The 17,001-nt window shown below is 37.2% G+C and carries 15 protein-coding genes; 8 read left to right on the top strand and 7 right to left on the bottom strand.

What is annotated here, in order from left to right:
- Complete coding sequence (locus GFO_RS16765; RefSeq protein ID WP_011711393.1) at positions 1-417, bottom strand: Na+/H+ antiporter subunit B; 417 nt, start codon at positions 415-417, stop codon at positions 1-3.
- A gap of 8 nt (positions 418-425) precedes the next feature.
- Positions 426-2,774, bottom strand: a complete 2,349-nt coding sequence (locus tag GFO_RS16760; protein ID WP_011711392.1) for a putative monovalent cation/H+ antiporter subunit A — start codon at positions 2,772-2,774, stop codon at positions 426-428.
- Positions 2,775-3,036: 262 nt separating this feature from the next.
- On the opposite strand from GFO_RS16760, the gene GFO_RS16755 reads away from it, so the two are divergent.
- From GFO_RS16755 to GFO_RS16745, 3 genes are all read left to right on the top strand, one after another.
- On the top strand, positions 3,037-3,558 hold the full coding sequence (locus GFO_RS16755) for a DUF2975 domain-containing protein (protein ID WP_011711391.1): 522 nt from the start codon (positions 3,037-3,039) through the stop codon (positions 3,556-3,558).
- Between the two features lie 2 nt (positions 3,559-3,560).
- The gene (locus tag GFO_RS16750) at positions 3,561-3,764 is read left to right on the top strand and encodes a helix-turn-helix domain-containing protein (RefSeq protein WP_011711390.1); all 204 of its coding nucleotides are present in this window, start codon (positions 3,561-3,563) and stop codon (positions 3,762-3,764) included.
- 63 nt (positions 3,765-3,827) lie between these two features.
- The gene (locus GFO_RS16745) at positions 3,828-5,594 is read left to right on the top strand and encodes a M61 family metallopeptidase (RefSeq protein WP_011711389.1); all 1,767 of its coding nucleotides are present in this window, start codon (positions 3,828-3,830) and stop codon (positions 5,592-5,594) included.
- Between the two features lie 110 nt (positions 5,595-5,704).
- On the opposite strand, the gene GFO_RS16740 is transcribed toward GFO_RS16745, so the two are convergent.
- From GFO_RS16740 to GFO_RS16720, 5 genes are all read right to left on the bottom strand, one after another.
- The gene (locus GFO_RS16740) at positions 5,705-6,001 is read right to left on the bottom strand and encodes a FoF1 ATP synthase subunit delta/epsilon (protein WP_011711388.1); all 297 of its coding nucleotides are present in this window, start codon (positions 5,999-6,001) and stop codon (positions 5,705-5,707) included.
- A 77-nt stretch (positions 6,002-6,078) separates the two neighbouring features.
- Positions 6,079-7,590, bottom strand: coding sequence for a F0F1 ATP synthase subunit beta (gene atpD / locus GFO_RS16735; RefSeq protein WP_011711387.1), 1,512 nt, complete (start codon positions 7,588-7,590; stop codon positions 6,079-6,081).
- Positions 7,591-7,842: 252 nt separating this feature from the next.
- Positions 7,843-9,690: a glutamine--fructose-6-phosphate transaminase (isomerizing) gene (gene glmS / locus GFO_RS16730; RefSeq protein WP_011711386.1), complete on the bottom strand. Its 1,848-nt coding sequence runs from the start codon at positions 9,688-9,690 to the stop codon at positions 7,843-7,845.
- A gap of 8 nt (positions 9,691-9,698) precedes the next feature.
- Positions 9,699-11,270, bottom strand: coding sequence for a BamH family beta-barrel-assembly machinery protein (gene bamH / locus GFO_RS16725; protein WP_158308635.1), 1,572 nt, complete (start codon positions 11,268-11,270; stop codon positions 9,699-9,701).
- A 39-nt stretch (positions 11,271-11,309) separates the two neighbouring features.
- Positions 11,310-12,122, bottom strand: coding sequence for a glycogen/starch synthase (locus tag GFO_RS16720; protein ID WP_011711384.1), 813 nt, complete (start codon positions 12,120-12,122; stop codon positions 11,310-11,312).
- Between the two features lie 110 nt (positions 12,123-12,232).
- On the opposite strand from GFO_RS16720, the gene panC reads away from it, so the two are divergent.
- The 5 genes from panC to radA are packed head-to-tail and all read left to right on the top strand — an operon-like array spanning position 12,233 to position 16,982.
- Positions 12,233-13,084, top strand: coding sequence for a pantoate--beta-alanine ligase (panC, locus tag GFO_RS16715; protein WP_011711383.1), 852 nt, complete (start codon positions 12,233-12,235; stop codon positions 13,082-13,084).
- Between the two features lie 7 nt (positions 13,085-13,091).
- Positions 13,092-13,442: an aspartate 1-decarboxylase gene (gene panD / locus GFO_RS16710; RefSeq protein ID WP_011711382.1), complete on the top strand. Its 351-nt coding sequence runs from the start codon at positions 13,092-13,094 to the stop codon at positions 13,440-13,442.
- A 6-nt stretch (positions 13,443-13,448) separates the two neighbouring features.
- Entirely contained in the window at positions 13,449-14,414 is a 966-nt protein-coding gene (locus GFO_RS16705; protein ID WP_011711381.1) for a lysylphosphatidylglycerol synthase transmembrane domain-containing protein, read from the top strand.
- A 35-nt stretch (positions 14,415-14,449) separates the two neighbouring features.
- Positions 14,450-15,598, top strand: coding sequence for an alpha/beta hydrolase (locus GFO_RS16700; RefSeq protein ID WP_011711380.1), 1,149 nt, complete (start codon positions 14,450-14,452; stop codon positions 15,596-15,598).
- 19 nt (positions 15,599-15,617) lie between these two features.
- A complete protein-coding gene (radA, locus tag GFO_RS16695; protein ID WP_011711379.1) occupies positions 15,618-16,982 on the top strand; it encodes a DNA repair protein RadA in 1,365 nt (454 codons plus the stop codon).
- Positions 16,983-17,001: the final 19 nt, after the last annotated feature.

Below are 17,001 nucleotides of genomic sequence, written 5' to 3'. Positions count from 1 at the left end.
TTAGGCCGATTCTGAAATTGTGAAAATTATAGTTAAGGTTACTCCGTTTACCACAAAGTAAACGCCTATATCAAAAAATAACGCTGAGCCAACACTACCCAAAATCGCAATTTCATCATGCGACCATAAACCTGTCATAAAAGGCAGATCGAAGAATACTACTGGTGCAAGCCCGGCTAAAAATGCTATTGCCAATCCAAGGGGAAGCAGGAAACCCGGATGTATAATTAAAAGTTCTTTAGTTTTATTCAGTCCGTTTGCGAACGAGTGTAAAATAAATGCGATTGAAGCAATTAAACCACCTACAAATCCTCCACCAGGCAGGTAATGCCCACGAAGTAGAATAAAAATAGAAAACACCAACAATACCGGTAAAAGGTAATTAGAAGCTGTCTTTAAAATTATAGTTGTTCGCATGGTTTATTTTAACTTTTTTCATTCTCCTGGTTCAGCCTTTTATCTGCATACCTCCTTCTATCTTTCATCTTCAGCCTCAGTTTCATCAACCCAAATACACCAACAGCAGCAATTGATAATACAGAAATTTCAATTAAGGTATCTGCACCTCTAAAATCTACAAGTATTACGTTAACTACATTCTTACCATGAGCTTCAATATATGAATTAGCAGCATAAAAATCACCTACCTCCTTGCTAACCGGTTCAGAAAGAACTTCAAGGGCCAAAGTGGTTATGATCAGACCAAAGATCGTAGACAAAATACCATCTCTAAGCCTGGTTTTATAATCTGAAAGTTTCAAATATTTTGGCAGTTTATATAGCACCAATACGAAGAGAATCACTGTAAGTGTATCAATAGAAAACTGCGTCATCGCCAGATCTGGTGCACTATAAAAAACAAATATCAAACAAATGGAAAGTCCTACAACTCCCATAGCCGCTACGGCTGCCAGTCTTGACTGCGTAAATACAGTATAAAAAATTCCAGCAATTAAAATTAGTGTTGTGGTAATTTCATAGACTGTAATTTTTGAAAGGGAATTATAGTCTATAGTAAATCTTGTGTTTCCCACCATGATATATCCTACCAGTACCACGAGGAAAAGGATGATAATAGATATATAATTCCGTAGAAATCCATTCTGAAAGAAATTGGTCCAGAAATTAGATATTACTACAAAGAACTTATTGAATTTTTCCAGAATATTTTCCGGAGCAATAAAATCGAATTTAGCGATACCACTCTCAAGTTTTTTAGAAGGCTTAATGATAAAGTAAAGCGCCGTTCCTACTCCTATCGTGATCAAACTCAATATAAAAATCAAATTAAACCCATGCCATAAGGCTAGATGAATTTCAGAAGCATCACCACCCATTGCTGTCACCACCGGTTTAATCAATGCCGATTCAATAATAAAAGGCGCAACTCCAAATACAACACCCAAAACAGCCAGGAGTAGAGGTGGCCCCCACATGATAAAACCAGGCATTTTTACATTAGAATGCTCTTCAGGAAGTTTTCCTGTAAAAGGTTTTATTCCGGCCACGAAACCAGCATATAAGAGTAATATCTTTGTGAGCACAATTGCTATCAGAAGAAATATTACCAGGCTTTCGGCGTGATATGAAGCTTCATAAGTTAATTCTTTTCCAACAAAACCAATTGTTGGTGGGATCCCCGCACTGGAAATTGCTGCTAAAATTCCGGCGATCCCAACTGGAAGCATTACTTTATTTAATCCGGCAAGTCGTGTAATATCCCGGGTATGTGTTTGATGATCTATAATTCCTGTTACCAGGAATAAAGTAGCTTTATAAAGGGCATGAACTACAATAAAAACCGCTGCTGCAAGAAATGCTTCCTGAGTACCTAGCCCCGTTAAGAATACTAGGATTCCCAAGGCTGAAATAGTTGAATAAGCAAGAATACCTTTAAGATCGGTTCTAAAAACGGTATGAATTGCTGAATAAAGCATAGTAAATCCACCTACAAGGATTAAGGTGGTGTTCCATATTTGTTCTCCTCCAAGAACCGGTGTAAACCGCATTAACAAATATATTCCTGCCTTTACCATGGTTGCGGAATGTAAATATGTTGAAACCGGTGTTGGTGCTTTCATAGCTCCCGGTAACCAGAAGTGAAAAGGGAATTGAGCCGATTTGGTAAAAGCCGCTCCAAAAATTAATAATACTGCTAAAAAGTATAATTCATTTCCACGAATCGCCTCACTCATAGTGAGCATCTCAGAAATACTATAGGTGCCGGCAATATTGTTTAAAAGCAATGCCCCCGCTAAAAGAAACAACCCACCAATTCCGGTAATCCCAAGAGCCGTCATGGCCGATTTTCGGGAAGCAGGATTGGTATTATTAAAGCCAATTAAAAAGAAAGAACTAATACTGGTCAACTCCCAGAACACGAACAAAGTGATCATATTATCTGAAAGCACCAGACCGAGCATTGCCCCCATAAAGGAGCCTAAATATCCATAGAATCTATCTAAATATTCGTGACCTTTTAAATAAGAGGAGGTATAAGCAAAGACAAGAAACCCAATTCCTGTAATCATCAAAGAAAACAGTAACGAAAGACCATCCAGCTTAAAGCCAAGATCCACTCCAAAGGAGGGGATCCATTCGTAAGATCTCATAATTACCTCTCCGTTAGAAATAGGAGAAATAAATTGAAAGAAATAAACAAACAATGCTAAAGGAACTAATGATGCAAGGATAGACAGCTTACCTTTAAAGAATTTCCCCGCGAAAACGAGAAAAATAGAAAATAAAAAACCTGTAAGAATTGCGGTAAGCATACTTAGTGAAATCTGTTTCCCGCAAATATAATAGTTATTATTGAAGAATTAGTTTTAGATAATCAGTTAATCCCCACTCATTACAGCTATTTATACTTTCGGATGTTTTAATTAAAAGCCTTCATTATTCTACTGCGAAATTCTTAATTCCCTGAAAAATGCATAAGTCTTGAACTGTTTTAGAAATCTTTTATAAGGATAAAATTATCGTTTTTCAATAATTTATTTATATTTGTTATCGAAAAACAATAAATAATTAAAAATGAAACCTCCAAAATTCTTAAAACTGATTGTTAATATATCTTACTTTCTTTTAGCCCTTGATTTAATACTTAGCAGTCTATGTTATTTATACTTTCTTTTTGGCGGAAGTGTAAAATTAGAATCACTTGATTATATCACCGATATACAAAACGAAGAATCAAGAATTGCTGCCATCGTACTTTTTACCCTGGAGATAATCTATTCTGCAATTTTATTTTATGCTGTTTACATCATAAGGAAGCTAATTAAGGATTTTGAAAAAGAAAGGTTATATACAAAACTTCAAATTACCGGACTGAATCTTGCAGGAAAATTAATTATCGGCGTTTTCATATTACAGATTATTGCAGATTTTTTTACAAGCATAATCCTTGACAATAGATTAAAAATAAGTCTCTCTTTTGAAAATGACCTTGGAAGTCCCTGGCTATTAATCGCAATAGGTCTATTCCTTATTTACTTGAGTAAGATTTTTAAAAATAGTGCTCGTCTATTAGAAGAAAACGAATTAACTGTTTAACAATGGCAATCCTTATTAATCTTGACAAAATCCTGGATGAAAAAGGGATGAAGAGCAATGAACTTGCTGAAATCATTGGTATCACCACTGCAAACCTCTCTATTTTAAAAACTGGAAAAGCAAAAGCGGTTAGATTTTCAACCCTGGAAGCCATTTGCGAAGCTTTAGATTGCCAGCCGGGAGATATTTTAGAATATCAAGCTTAATCAAATCTTGTCTGTATCAGTCCGATAAAATTTTTATTTTAGAGCAAATATCAAAAAAATACTATGCGTACTATTCTTTTAGCTTTCTTATTCCTCTGTTTTACGGGAAACGCTCAAACCAATTCTTACAATATTTCTTTTGAGAATGCGGTTCATCACGAGGCCAAAATTGAAATCAGCTTTCCGGAAGTTAAAACAAAAACCTTAAATATCAGGATGAGCCGTACTTCTCCCGGGCGTTATGCACTTCATGAATTTGTAAAAAACGTATATGGATTCAAAGCCAACAACAGCAAGGGCGAAGAAATCACTGCCAAACGAAAAGGTCCATATTCCTGGGAAGTAAGCGATCATGATGGCACCGTGAATATTGAATATACCTTGTTCGCCAATCGCGGAGACGGCACTTATTCCCAGATTGATGAAACTCACGCACATTTAAATATTCCGGCAACGTTTATGTATGCCGAAGAATTTCAGCACAGGCCCGTTGAAGTGAATTTTGACATAAGAGAGGACCTAAACTGGAAAGTTGCCACCCAACTACAGCAAGAATCTGAAACTACTTATTCTGCTCCAGATTTATATTATTTTATGGACAGTCCCACGGAAATTAGTGACTTCGATATGAAATCTTTCAATGTAAACGGACAAGAAATTCAGTTTGCTTTGCACCATAAAGGAACCGAGGAGAAATTTGCTGAATATTTTGATCAGGTGGAAAGAATTGTAAAACAAGAAAAAGCAGTTTTTGGAGAACTTCCTGAATTCGACTATGGAAAATATACTTTTTTAGCCTGTTATATGCCAAATGTCTCCGGTGACGGAATGGAACATAGGAACAGCACTATTTTAACTAACAAAGAAAGTCTTGCTGAAGGTGGGATGAAAGGAAATATAGGGACGGTTGCCCACGAGTTCTTTCATGCCTGGAATGTGGAGCGCATAAGACCTGCAGAACTTGAGCCTTTTGATTTTGCAGAAGCCAATATGACCGGCTCCCTTTGGTTTGCCGAAGGTTTTACAAGTTACTATACTGGATTAATGCTTTGCAGAGCGAATGTAAAGACACCAAAGGAATACATAGAAGGACTTGCAGGCACTTTTAATTATGTTTGGAACTCTCCGGCCCTGGAATATTTTAGTCCTATTGAAATGAGCTACCAGGCTCCGTTTGTAGATGCAGCAACCTCTGTAGATCCTACCAATCGTGAAAATACTTTTATCTCTTATTACTCCTACGGAAGCGTACTTGGTTTAGCCCTTGATCTTTCCTTAAGACAAAAAGATCTGAATCTTGACGATTTTATGAAAATGATGTGGATGAAATATGGAAAAACTGAAGTCTCTTATGAAATTGAAGATATCGAGATGATTTTAAAAGAATATGCCGGCACAGCATTCGCTTCAGAATTTTTCAATAAATATATCTATGCAAGTGAAATGCCAGATTATAATGAGTTATTTTCCTCAGTCGGGATAAAGCTGGAACGTTCTTCAGATAAAGACCTTGGAGTTTCTCTGAATGAATCAGAAGACGGCCTTAAAATAAGCCGAAATACCTACAAATCCAGCGCGGCTTACAAGGCCGGACTTACTGCTGGTGATATAATTACTTCAATTAACGGAACTAAAATTGAATCTAAGAAACAATTTGATGAAATTATAGGCACGGCTTCCGGGCGAATTACTATTGAATATAACAGGTTTGGCAATAAAAAAACCACTGAAACAGAATTAGGTAAGAATCCAGCCTATACTATTAGCATCGATGAAGAAGCCCCCAGGGAAGCCATCAAGAATCGAGAAAAATGGCTTGAGGCTAAATAATTGACATTTTAGAAATACTTAAAAACTAGGTAAACAGAAATAATCTTTTTCCAATAAAAAAAGGGTCTTTCAAATGAAAAACCCTTTTTTATTATATATGTTCTGAAAGTTTAATCAGCTAAAATAATCGCTTTATTATCTTTCATTTCAAGAACTCCTCCTTTAATAGTATAGTAAACAACATTTGTCTCTGCACCTTCAGTCCTGAATCCCGACTGATCTTTTCTCTTTATTTCATTTTCACTTCCGGAAGTAAGATTGATCTTAAGCTCACCTTCAGATAAAGTAGAAACAATAGGAGCGTGATTATTCAACATTTGAAATTCACCATCGTGTCCCGGTACTTTTACCGCGTCCACTTCTGCTCTAAACACTACAGCTTCTGGAGTTACTATCTCTAAATACATTTCTTCAATTATCAGTTATCAATTATCAGTTCACAATTCCTGGCTTTTGACCGCCTATTGTTACTGAAGACTGCCTACTAATTTTCAGCAAGCATTTTCTCTCCGGCCTCAATCGCTTCTTCAATAGTTCCTTTAAGGTTGAAGGCAGCTTCCGGATACTTATCAAGTTCTCCATCCATGATCATGTTGAAACCTTTGATAGTATCTTTAATATCTACAAGCACTCCTTTAAGACCAGTAAACTGCTCCGCAACGTGGAATGGCTGAGATAGAAAACGCTGAACACGTCTAGCACGTGATACTGCAAGCTTATCTTCTTCAGAAAGCTCTTCCATACCAAGGATGGCAATAATATCCTGAAGTTCTTTATATCTCTGTAATAACTCTTTTACTCTTTGTGCACAATCGTAATGCTCATCGCCTAAGATATCTGCAGTAAGAATCCTTGAAGTAGAATCCAAAGGATCTACCGCAGGATAAATACCCAGCTCGGCAATCTTACGAGAAAGTACCGTTGTTGCATCCAGGTGGGCAAAAGTTGTTGCCGGCGCCGGATCTGTAAGGTCATCTGCAGGTACATAAACCGCCTGTACAGATGTAATAGAACCGTTCTTAGTAGAAGTAATTCGCTCTTGCATCGCACCCATTTCGGTTGCAAGCGTTGGCTGATATCCTACCGCTGATGGCATACGCCCAAGAAGTGCAGACACCTCTGAACCAGCCTGTGTAAAACGGAAAATATTATCTACGAAGAAAAGAACGTCTTTCCCCTGACCTTCTCCAGCTCCATCACGGAAGTATTCCGCAATTGTAAGACCAGAAAGTGCCACACGAGCACGTGCTCCAGGTGGTTCGTTCATTTGTCCGAAAACGAAGGTAGCTTTAGACTCCTTCATTACTTCTTTATCTACTTTCTGAAGATCCCATCCGCCTTCTTCCATAGAATGCATGAAATCGTCACCGTATTTTATAATCCCAGATTCTAACATCTCTCTAAGAAGGTCATTCCCTTCACGAGTACGCTCACCAACTCCTGCAAATACAGAGAGTCCACCGTGACCTTTGGCGATGTTGTTAATCAATTCCTGGATAAGTACTGTTTTCCCAACTCCTGCACCTCCAAAAAGTCCAATCTTACCACCTTTTGAATAAGGCTCAATAAGATCAATTACTTTAATCCCGGTAAACAGAACTTCAGTAGACACAGATAAGTCCTCAAACTTAGGAGCCTGACGGTGAATTGGGAGACCATCTTCACCAGCTTTCGGCAAGTTTCCTAAACCATCAATAGCATCTCCAATTACGTTAAAAAGACGTCCGTAAACATCTTTTCCAACTGGCATTTGGATTGGGTTTCCAGTAGCAAGAACATCAACACCACGACTAAGACCGTCTGTTGAATCCATGGATACAGTTCTTACCGTTTGTTCACCAATATGAGACTGTACCTCAAGAACTAAAATAGAACCATCCTTTCTGGTAATTTCCAAAGAATCGTAGATCTTTGGCAGTTCAGCGTTTTCTGAGTCGAACACAACGTCAACTACAGGACCAATAATCTGGGCAACTTTACCTGTGACTTTAGACATTTATCTAATTCTTTAATTTTTAATAGTAAAATTCAAAAACCTATTTCGCTGATTTAAAAAACCATAAAAATGAAACAGGTCATTTTCAGGCTGCAAAGATAAATTTTTCTAGCAAAAAACATATTGAAAATTTGAGAAGTTTTCAATGTTTCGCAAAACAGCTAAAATCCTGATTTAAAAGCATCCATTGCAGGGAAATAAAAAACCCTTTTGAAAGCTTCAAAAGGGTTTTATTCTTATTTCAATTAATTTCTACTCTACAGTAACAGATTTAGCAAGGTTTCTTGGTTGATCTACATTCTTACCAAGCATCACCGCTATATGATAGGAAAGTAATTGCAAAGGAATGGTTGTTAATAACGGAGTAAGTGACTCCATGATCTCAGGAACCTCGATCACATAATCTGCAAGCTCCCTAACCTCTTCATCTCCTTCTGTAACTATCGCAATGATCTTCCCTTTTCTGGATTTGATCTCCTGAATATTACTCACCACCTTTTCATAATGACCTCGTTTAGTAGCGATCACTACAACAGGCATTTGTTCATCTATTAAGGCAATTGGACCATGTTTCATTTCTGCAGCAGGATAACCTTCTGCATGGATATAAGAAATCTCCTTAAGTTTTAAAGCTCCTTCTAATGCTACAGGAAAATTATAACCTCTACCTAAATAAAGACAGTTTGGGGCATCCTTATATTTTGCCGCAACTTCCTGAATCAATTCATCAGATTTAAGTGCCTCTCTAACTTTTTCAGGAATTCTTTCCAGCTCCTGAAGATGGAATTGGAAATCGCTATGTGAAATGGTTCCTTTAAACTTACCAAGCTTTAAGGCCATCAACGTAAGAACTGTAATTTGCGTAGTAAATGCTTTTGTCGAAGCAACTCCTATTTCTGGTCCCGCATGGGTATATGCACCAGCGTGTGTCTCTCTTGAAATAGAAGAACCAACTACATTACAAACACCAAAAGTAAAAGCTCCTTTCTCTTTGGCCAATTTTATCGCTGCCATAGTATCTGCAGTTTCTCCACTTTGAGAAATAGCGATTACCACATCATTTTCAGAAATAACAGGATTTCTATATCTAAATTCTGAAGCATATTCAACTTCCACAGGAATTCTGGCGATATCCTCGAAAATATATTCTGCTACGAGACCCGCATGCCATGAAGTTCCGCAGGCTACGATAATAAAACGTTTTGCATTTGCAATTCGCTCCATATTATCATCTACACCGGCCATTCTTATCAAACCCTGATCAACCAGCATTCTACCTCTATAGGTATCGCTGATTGCATTTGGCTGCTCATGGATTTCCTTAAGCATGAAGTGTTCATAACCGCCTTTTTCGATCTGCTCAAGATTCATCTGAAGTTCCTGAACGTATGGATCTACTAAAGTATCATCCTTGATCTTTCTTATCTTAACTTCTTTATGTCTTCTAATAACTGCCATCTCTCCATCTTCCAGGTAAATAGCGTTATTCGTGAATTCTATAAACGGAGAAGCATCTGAAGCTACAAAAAATTCATCGTCTCCAACTCCAATTGCCAACGGACTTCCCAGTCTTGCAACTACAATCTCATCTGGTTTGGTCTTATTAAATACAGCTATAGCATAGGCACCAACCGTTTGATTTAATGCTATCTGAACTGCTTTCCCTAGCTTAACTTTTTCCTGCTTGATCACATCTTCAATAAGATTTACAAGCACCTCAGTATCTGTATCACTTTTAAAAGTGTAACCTCTTTTCTTCAATTCCTTTTTTAGAGCATCATAATTTTCAATAATTCCATTATGAATGATCACAAGATCTCCTGAATTGGAATAGTGAGGATGCGAATTCACATCATTAGGCTCCCCGTGAGTAGCCCATCTGGTATGACCAATCCCAACGGTACCATTTGTAGAAATTTCACTCTCTAATCTTTCTTTTAGATCGGCTACTTTTCCTTTAGTTTTACTCATCTTAAGGTCATTGCCATCATACAAAGCAATACCTGCACTGTCATAACCTCTATATTCTAATCTCTGTAAACCTTTTAATACAATAGGATAAGCTTCTCTATGCCCGATATATCCAACAATTCCACACATATTTTCTACTAATTAAAGTTGGTATAATAAATTCTTAATTTTAATCTTTTCTCGTCGTCAGCCGATAAGTTACCATGTAAAATAGTACCATAAGGTGATAATAAAGATCCCGATGGAACCTGATCTATTAAAGCTGAACCTCTAACAGAGGACATAATTGGACCTATAAAATTACCCTGCTGATCTCTTGCCGCTACAGTATTAATATTTGGCACAATTACTAATCCTAGCTTTACATTTTCAGCTTCTTCGTTATTAATAAGATTACTTACATGATTAGTTACCCTAAGCGTATAGAAAGATCCGCTTCCATCTTCAGAAACCTGCACAGGCTCAGAGAAATTTGTAAGCGATAACTCCGGATTTGATGGATTAAGAGTTGCATCCAGCGCGTAATCTGCAATAATTGTATTGTTCGCAACATCGTATAGATACAAACGTCTAGGTTGAAGATCTCCGTTCGTTAAGTCATCATTTATGTAAAAAGTAAGATCAGCTTCATTTACCAATAATTCTTCCTCTCTCAAGTTTTCCAGCACCTCTACGTCCGGAAATAATTCAATTATCGCCATGCTTCCTTCCTGCGATTTTAAATAAAGATTTTCAGCACCTGTTTCTTCTGTTTGAGCCTGGATCTTTTGAAGAATGTCTTCAGGAAATTCTCCTGTATAGGTATTAAATTTGCTATTTCCTGCAATGTTGAGTGTATAAGCTCCCCTGGATCTTTCAACTTCACCATCAGCATTCTCATTTTCAGAAGTATAATAAAGATTGATTTTTGCGTCCTGGTTAGACAAATTGAATAAGATCTGAAGATCTTCTCCGGCATTTGGCTCGGCTTTTATAAAAAGACTTCTGAAATAATCCCTGAAATTAGCATTATTCATAAGCTCATCAGAACCTTCCTTATCTATGATCTTTTGCTTGAAGAAATTCACCGGAAGCTTAATTCTTAATGCCGGGGTATTGACAACCGTATCATTTTCCCCCTCAGCGATTTCGTACGAAACGTAGGATTGATCTGATGGACTAAAGTCTTCATCAACATAAATAGGACCCCCAACTAAATCTTGCTCAATAATATTTTGCTCTATAGCATCCTGCTGATCTGAAAAGTACTTTTGTCTCTGCTCAAAATCGGTATCCGGGTCAAGGTCATTTAGAAAAAACCCGGTCTCATAAATTTTAAGATTAAAAGAACCATTTCCATAAACAGAATCCAACTGGTATTCAACGTTCGATTCGCTTGTAGAAGAAGCGATTTCAGATGAATAATAAGGGATCGTCATCACCACACTATCCAGGGTAACATTATCTCCAAAATCTGGATTTGGACCAGACAAGCTCAATTGAGTTACTATACTTGCCGTGCTCTCCCCATAAATAGGATGATTTGTGGTACCTAGAAAATAGTTATTCAGGTTATTGGTTTGTACTGAATTTAGTTTGTGAGAATATGCATTAACTTCCACTTCTCTAGTTTCAACATTTGAAGGATTGTTGATTATCTCTCCCCCAATCTCAGTAAACTCTTCATCACATGCTACGAAAGCGAAAACAACAGCTACAATAGCTGTCATTTTAAAAAACTTATTTAATATCATTTAAAATTTTTCTTACTATTCAGACAATACTTTAGTGTCGTAAAACTCCTGGTAGGCGTGAGAGAAATTTTCTTTCTCCGTAAAAGGAAGTACTGGTTTTTTAAGTTTATCAACATAAGTCTTTAACTCTTCCGGAACATTATCACCACCCATCACCACAGCATCAGAATTATCTACTGCCGTTTTCAATAAATTGACATAATTAGGAGTTTTGAGGTGTTTGACGTTCGCATTTTCCAGTCCATCAAACAAAATTTTCTCTTTTAACTCTTCATCTAACGTTTCTTCAAAACTTTGATTGTAAATAGAGGTAACTATTTTTGCATCCTTGAACAATGGTTCATTCCCATAATAATTTCTCAAATACAATGGCAATAAAGATGCCAGCCAACCATGAACGTGGATGATATCTGGAGACCAGTTTAATTTCTTCACCGTCTCAATAACCCCTTTCGCGAAGAATATTGCTCGTTCATCATTATCAGAAAAGAGATTTCCGTCTTCATCAGTTAATGTTGCCTTTCTTTTAAAGTAATCTTCGTTATCTATAAAATAAACCTGCATTCTTTCTTTTGGAATAGAGGCCACTTTAATAATTAACGGCATATCCAGATCGTTGATCACAAGGTTCATTCCCGATAAACGGATCACTTCATGCAATTGATGCCTACGTTCATTGATATTCCCGAACCTTGGCATAAAAATTCTTATTTGCCCTCCAAGGTTATTCACCATTTTTGCTGCTTCAAAAGAAGTTGAGGAAATATCGGTTTCAGGTAAGTAGGGTATAACTTCAGACGAGACGTATAACACTCTCTTATCTTTCATAAATTCTTTGCTTTAGTTACGTTTCCGAATAAAAAACACGCAAAATTACAAAAATTTATGCAGATTGCCAGAGATATATTAAGTTTGCACGCTGTTAATTTTATAATAAAATGCAGGTTTTTAGGGAGAAACAACTACTTATACAGGCTATTCAGAAGGTAAAATCTGATGGTAAAAGCATTGGATTAGTTCCAACAATGGGAGCTCTCCATGAGGGACACCTGTCTTTGGTGACAAATGCTTTAAAAGATTCAGATCAGGTTATAGTAAGTATTTTTGTAAATCCTACACAGTTTGATAACCCTGAAGATCTTGAGAAATATCCTAGAAATTTAAATAAAGATATCGAGCTGTTAGAAAAGGAAACTTCAGATATCTGGGTATTTTCGCCTACTGCAAATGAATTATATGGAGATAAGATACTTTCCCAAAATTTCGATTTTGAAGGACTAGAATCTGTGATGGAAGGTGAATTTAGAGCGGGTCATTTTAATGGTGTTGGCACGGTAGTTAAGCATCTTTTTGAAGTTATTACTCCTGATAAAGCATTTTTCGGGGAAAAAGATTTTCAACAATTACAGATAATCAGGAAATTAATTGAAAAGACAGGTCTTCCGGTAGAAATAGTTGGATGTCCTATCTTAAGAGAAGATTCAGGACTTGCAAGGTCCTCCAGAAATGAACGTCTAAGTTTTCAAAACCGGAAAGAAGCTGCTTTTATTTATGAAGTCCTGCAAAATGCCAACCGTCTATTTGGCACAGAAAGTGCAGAACATACCACGAATTGGGTAGAAAATCAATTTAAAAATAATCAGCATCTTAAATTGGAGTATTTTGAAATTGCCGATTCAGAGACTTTGAAAAAAGTAAACAAAAAAGAAAAAGGAAAACAATACAGAGCGTTTATTGCTGCTTATTCCGATGGAATAAGGTTGATAGATAATATTGCTTTGAACAACTAATTAAGAAATGCAAATTCACGTAGTTAAATCAAAAATTCATAGAGTAAAAGTAACCGGGGCAGATCTTGATTATATTGGCAGCATAACCATAGATGAAGATCTTATGGAAGCAGCCAGTATTATTGAAGGTGAAAAAGTACAGATCGTAAATAATAATAATGGAGAACGTCTGGAAACTTATGTTATTCCGGGACTAAGAAACACTGGAGAAATTACCCTCAATGGTGCGGCAGCACGTAAAGTAGCTAAAGGAGATATTCTTATTATTATTGCCTACGGAATTATGGAACTTGAAGAAGCCAGAAATTTTAAGCCTTCTCTCGTATTTCCTGATGAAGAAACCAATTTGCTGAAATAAGTCACTTTGAATAAAAAATTTATCAAATTTTTAAAAATTAGCATCCCCTTATTTTTGGGGATTTTTTTGATCTGGTATTCTTTGAAAAGTTCTACCCAGGAGGAACGTGAAAATTTGTGGCAGAGCATTGTAGACGCAAACAAGTTCTGGATCTTTGTTTCTTTTCTATTGGGCGCTACTTCTCATTTTTCCCGAGCCTATCGCTGGAAATTTATGCTGGAACCAATGGGCTATAAATCATCTCAGGCCAATCGGTTTATGGCGGTAATGGTTGCTTATCTGGCAAATTTCGGGATTCCCCGCTCCGGAGAAGTATTACGGGCAGTTACGCTCTCAACCTATGAAAATGTACCTTTTGAGAAGGGTTTCGGGACTATTATATCTGAAAGGGTTGCAGATCTTCTTATCCTGATGTTAATTATTGGAGTAGTAGTTATTCTTCAAACTGATGATCTCCTAATTTACCTGAATGATCAAAATATTAAACCATTAAACACCCTCCTCATATTTCTGGGCTTGGTTGGCGTCATAATTATTGGAATCAACATCGTTAAACGCTCCAACTGGCTGCCATTTCAAAAAATAAAAAAACTGGCTAAAGGCCTTTTGGAGGGAATGAAGAGTATTCTTAGTATGAAACAAAAATGGGCTTTCATATTCCATACAATTTTCATTTGGTCCATGTATCTCATCATGTTCTTTATCATCAAACTAAGCATTCCTGAAACCGCTGGCACTTCAGCCGGCATCATCATGGCTGCCTTTGTGGTAGGATCTTTCGCAGTCTCTGCAACCAATGGCGGAATAGGCGTTTATCCACTGGCTGTTGGTGGTGTCTTGACGTTTTTCGGCGTTCAGGAACATGCTGCCGAAGCTTTTGGATGGATCTCCTGGGCTACACAAACCTTTGTAGTACTGCTTTTTGGTGGTTTATCCTTTATTTTACTGCCACTTTTAAACAATAAGAAATAATAATTATATTGTAGGTCCGAATCAATACTACACCTATGAAACGATTATTACTTTTGCTATTGGCAATTTCATTGCCGATAGTAAGCAATGCGCAGATTAAAAACGAAAGTTTATCTTCCCAAAAGCTTGGTGAAACCAGGCAAATAAAGATCCAGTTACCAAGGAATTACGAAGAAAATAAAGAAAAACGATATCCTGTTGTTGTGGTGCTGGATGGAGATTATTTATTCGAACCCGTAGCGGGAATGGTGGATTATTATTCCTACTGGGAAGACATTCCTGAAATGATCGTGGTAGGCATAAACCAGGACGGAATAAGAATGGATGACACCTCATATTCTGAAAATAATTTTCTCCCTTCTGAAAAAGGCGCGAAATTCTTTGAGTTTATTGGAATGGAACTTCTTGCCCAACTAGATCAAAAATACAGAACCGCTAATTTTAGAATTATCGTAGGACATGACTTTACTTCTAACTTTATTAATTATTACCTGCTCAAGCAGTCTCCAATTTTTCAGGGATATGTTAACCTAAGCCCTGATCTTGCTCCCGAAATGGCGAATAGAGTAACCAACGCCCTGAGTACTGCGGAATCTAAGAAATGGTTCTATATGGCAACAAGTAGTGACGATATTCCTGATCTAAAAAAGAATATTATGAGTTTTGATAATCAGTTGAAGAATATCGAAAATAAAATGGTCACTTATAATTTCGATGATTTTAAGGATGAAACGCATTATTCACTGGTAGGAAAAGCTATTCCGTCTGCAATTTCCAGTATGTTTGAGATTTACAGGCCCATTTCAACTAAAGATTATAATGAGATCCTGCTTCAAACCTCCGCTTCTCCATCACAATATCTGGCAGACAAATACAACTCCATCGAAGAATTATATGGTTTAGAGAGAAAGATAAGCCTTAATGATTTTATGGCTGTTTATAATGCTATTGAGAAAACAAGGAACTGGGAAGAATACAAAACTTTATACAAAATGGCTTTTGAACATTATCCAGGAACTATGCTAGGAACCTTTTTCGAAGCCAGGTATGAAGAAGAAACCGGGAATCCAAAGAAGGCTATGAGAATTTATCAAAATGCTTACGGACAGGAAAAAATTGCGTTTATAGACACCGATTTTATGCTTGAAAAAGCCGATGCTATTAAAAAAGATTTCGGTTATTAGCATAAAATAGATCTATTAAATGGCCAAGGTCAAGACTACTTATTATTGTCAAAAATGTGGTGCGCAGTATTCTAAATGGCAGGGAAAATGTAATTCCTGTGGCGATTGGAATACCATAGTTGAAGAATTAGTACAAAAACCAGATCCAAAAGACTGGAAAACTTCCGCGAAAAAAGAAGCGAAAAAAGCTTCAAAACCGCTGCTGATAAATGACATAGAAAACACTCCGCAAAACCGGATGAATACCGGCAATAATGAATTAGACAGGGTTCTTGGTGGTGGTCTGGTACCGGGTTCTTTAACCCTTCTAGGTGGTGAACCGGGAATAGGAAAAAGCACACTGCTACTTCAAATATCCCTTGGGCTAAATTACAGGGTTCTGTATGTTTCCGGAGAAGAAAGTCAGCAACAGATCAAGATGCGCGCTGAACGTATAAATCCTAATCCCGCAAATTGCTTTATTCTTACTGAAACCAAGACGCAAAGCATTTTCCGCCAGATAGAAGAAGTAGAACCAGAAGTGGTGATCATAGATTCCATTCAAACACTTCACAGCGACTATATTGAAAGTGCCCCGGGAAGTATCTCTCAAATTAGGGAATGCACAGCAGAGCTTATTAAATTTGCCAAAGAAAGTAACACTCCCGTTATTCTTATTGGCCATATTACCAAAGAGGGCAGTATTGCAGGACCAAAAGTTCTGGAACATATGGTAGACACCGTTCTTCAATTTGAAGGTGACAGAAACCATGTGTATAGAATATTAAGGGCCCATAAAAACAGGTTTGGCTCTACGCATGAATTAGGAATCTATGAAATGCAGGGCAGCGGGCTACGAGAAGTGAGCAATCCATCAGAAATTCTGATCTCCAAAAACGAAGAAGACCTTAGTGGAACTGCTATCGCATCTACATTAGAAGGCATGCGACCGTTAATGATAGAAATCCAGGCGTTAGTGAGCACGGCCGTTTACGGCACACCTCAGCGATCTACTACGGGTTATAATGCTAAAAGACTGAATATGCTTTTGGCGGTTCTGGAAAAAAGAGCCGGTTTTCGACTTGGAGCTAAAGATGTCTTTCTAAACGTAACCGGAGGAATTAGTGTGGACGATCCCGCCATAGATCTTGCTGTAGTTGCAGCCATTCTTTCTTCAAACGAAGATATAGCTTTAGAAAAAGATACCTGTTTTGCTGCAGAGGTAGGACTTGCCGGTGAAATAAGACCCGTAACCCGTATTGAGCAACGCATCATGGAAGCTGAAAAATTAGGTTTTGCATCCATTATGCTTTCCAAACAAAGTAAAATTCCGAAGGGAGATTTCAATATTAGAATTATTAAGGTCGCTAAAATGGAAGATGTAGTTAGCCATCTTTTCGACTAAAAATGGCATAATTACTGAT

The organism is Christiangramia forsetii KT0803, from assembly GCF_000060345.1.
GTDB lineage: Bacteria > Bacteroidota > Bacteroidia > Flavobacteriales > Flavobacteriaceae > Christiangramia > Christiangramia forsetii.
The sequence above is the reverse complement of the archived record's forward strand: the minus strand, read 5'-3'. Positions and strand labels throughout refer to the sequence as shown.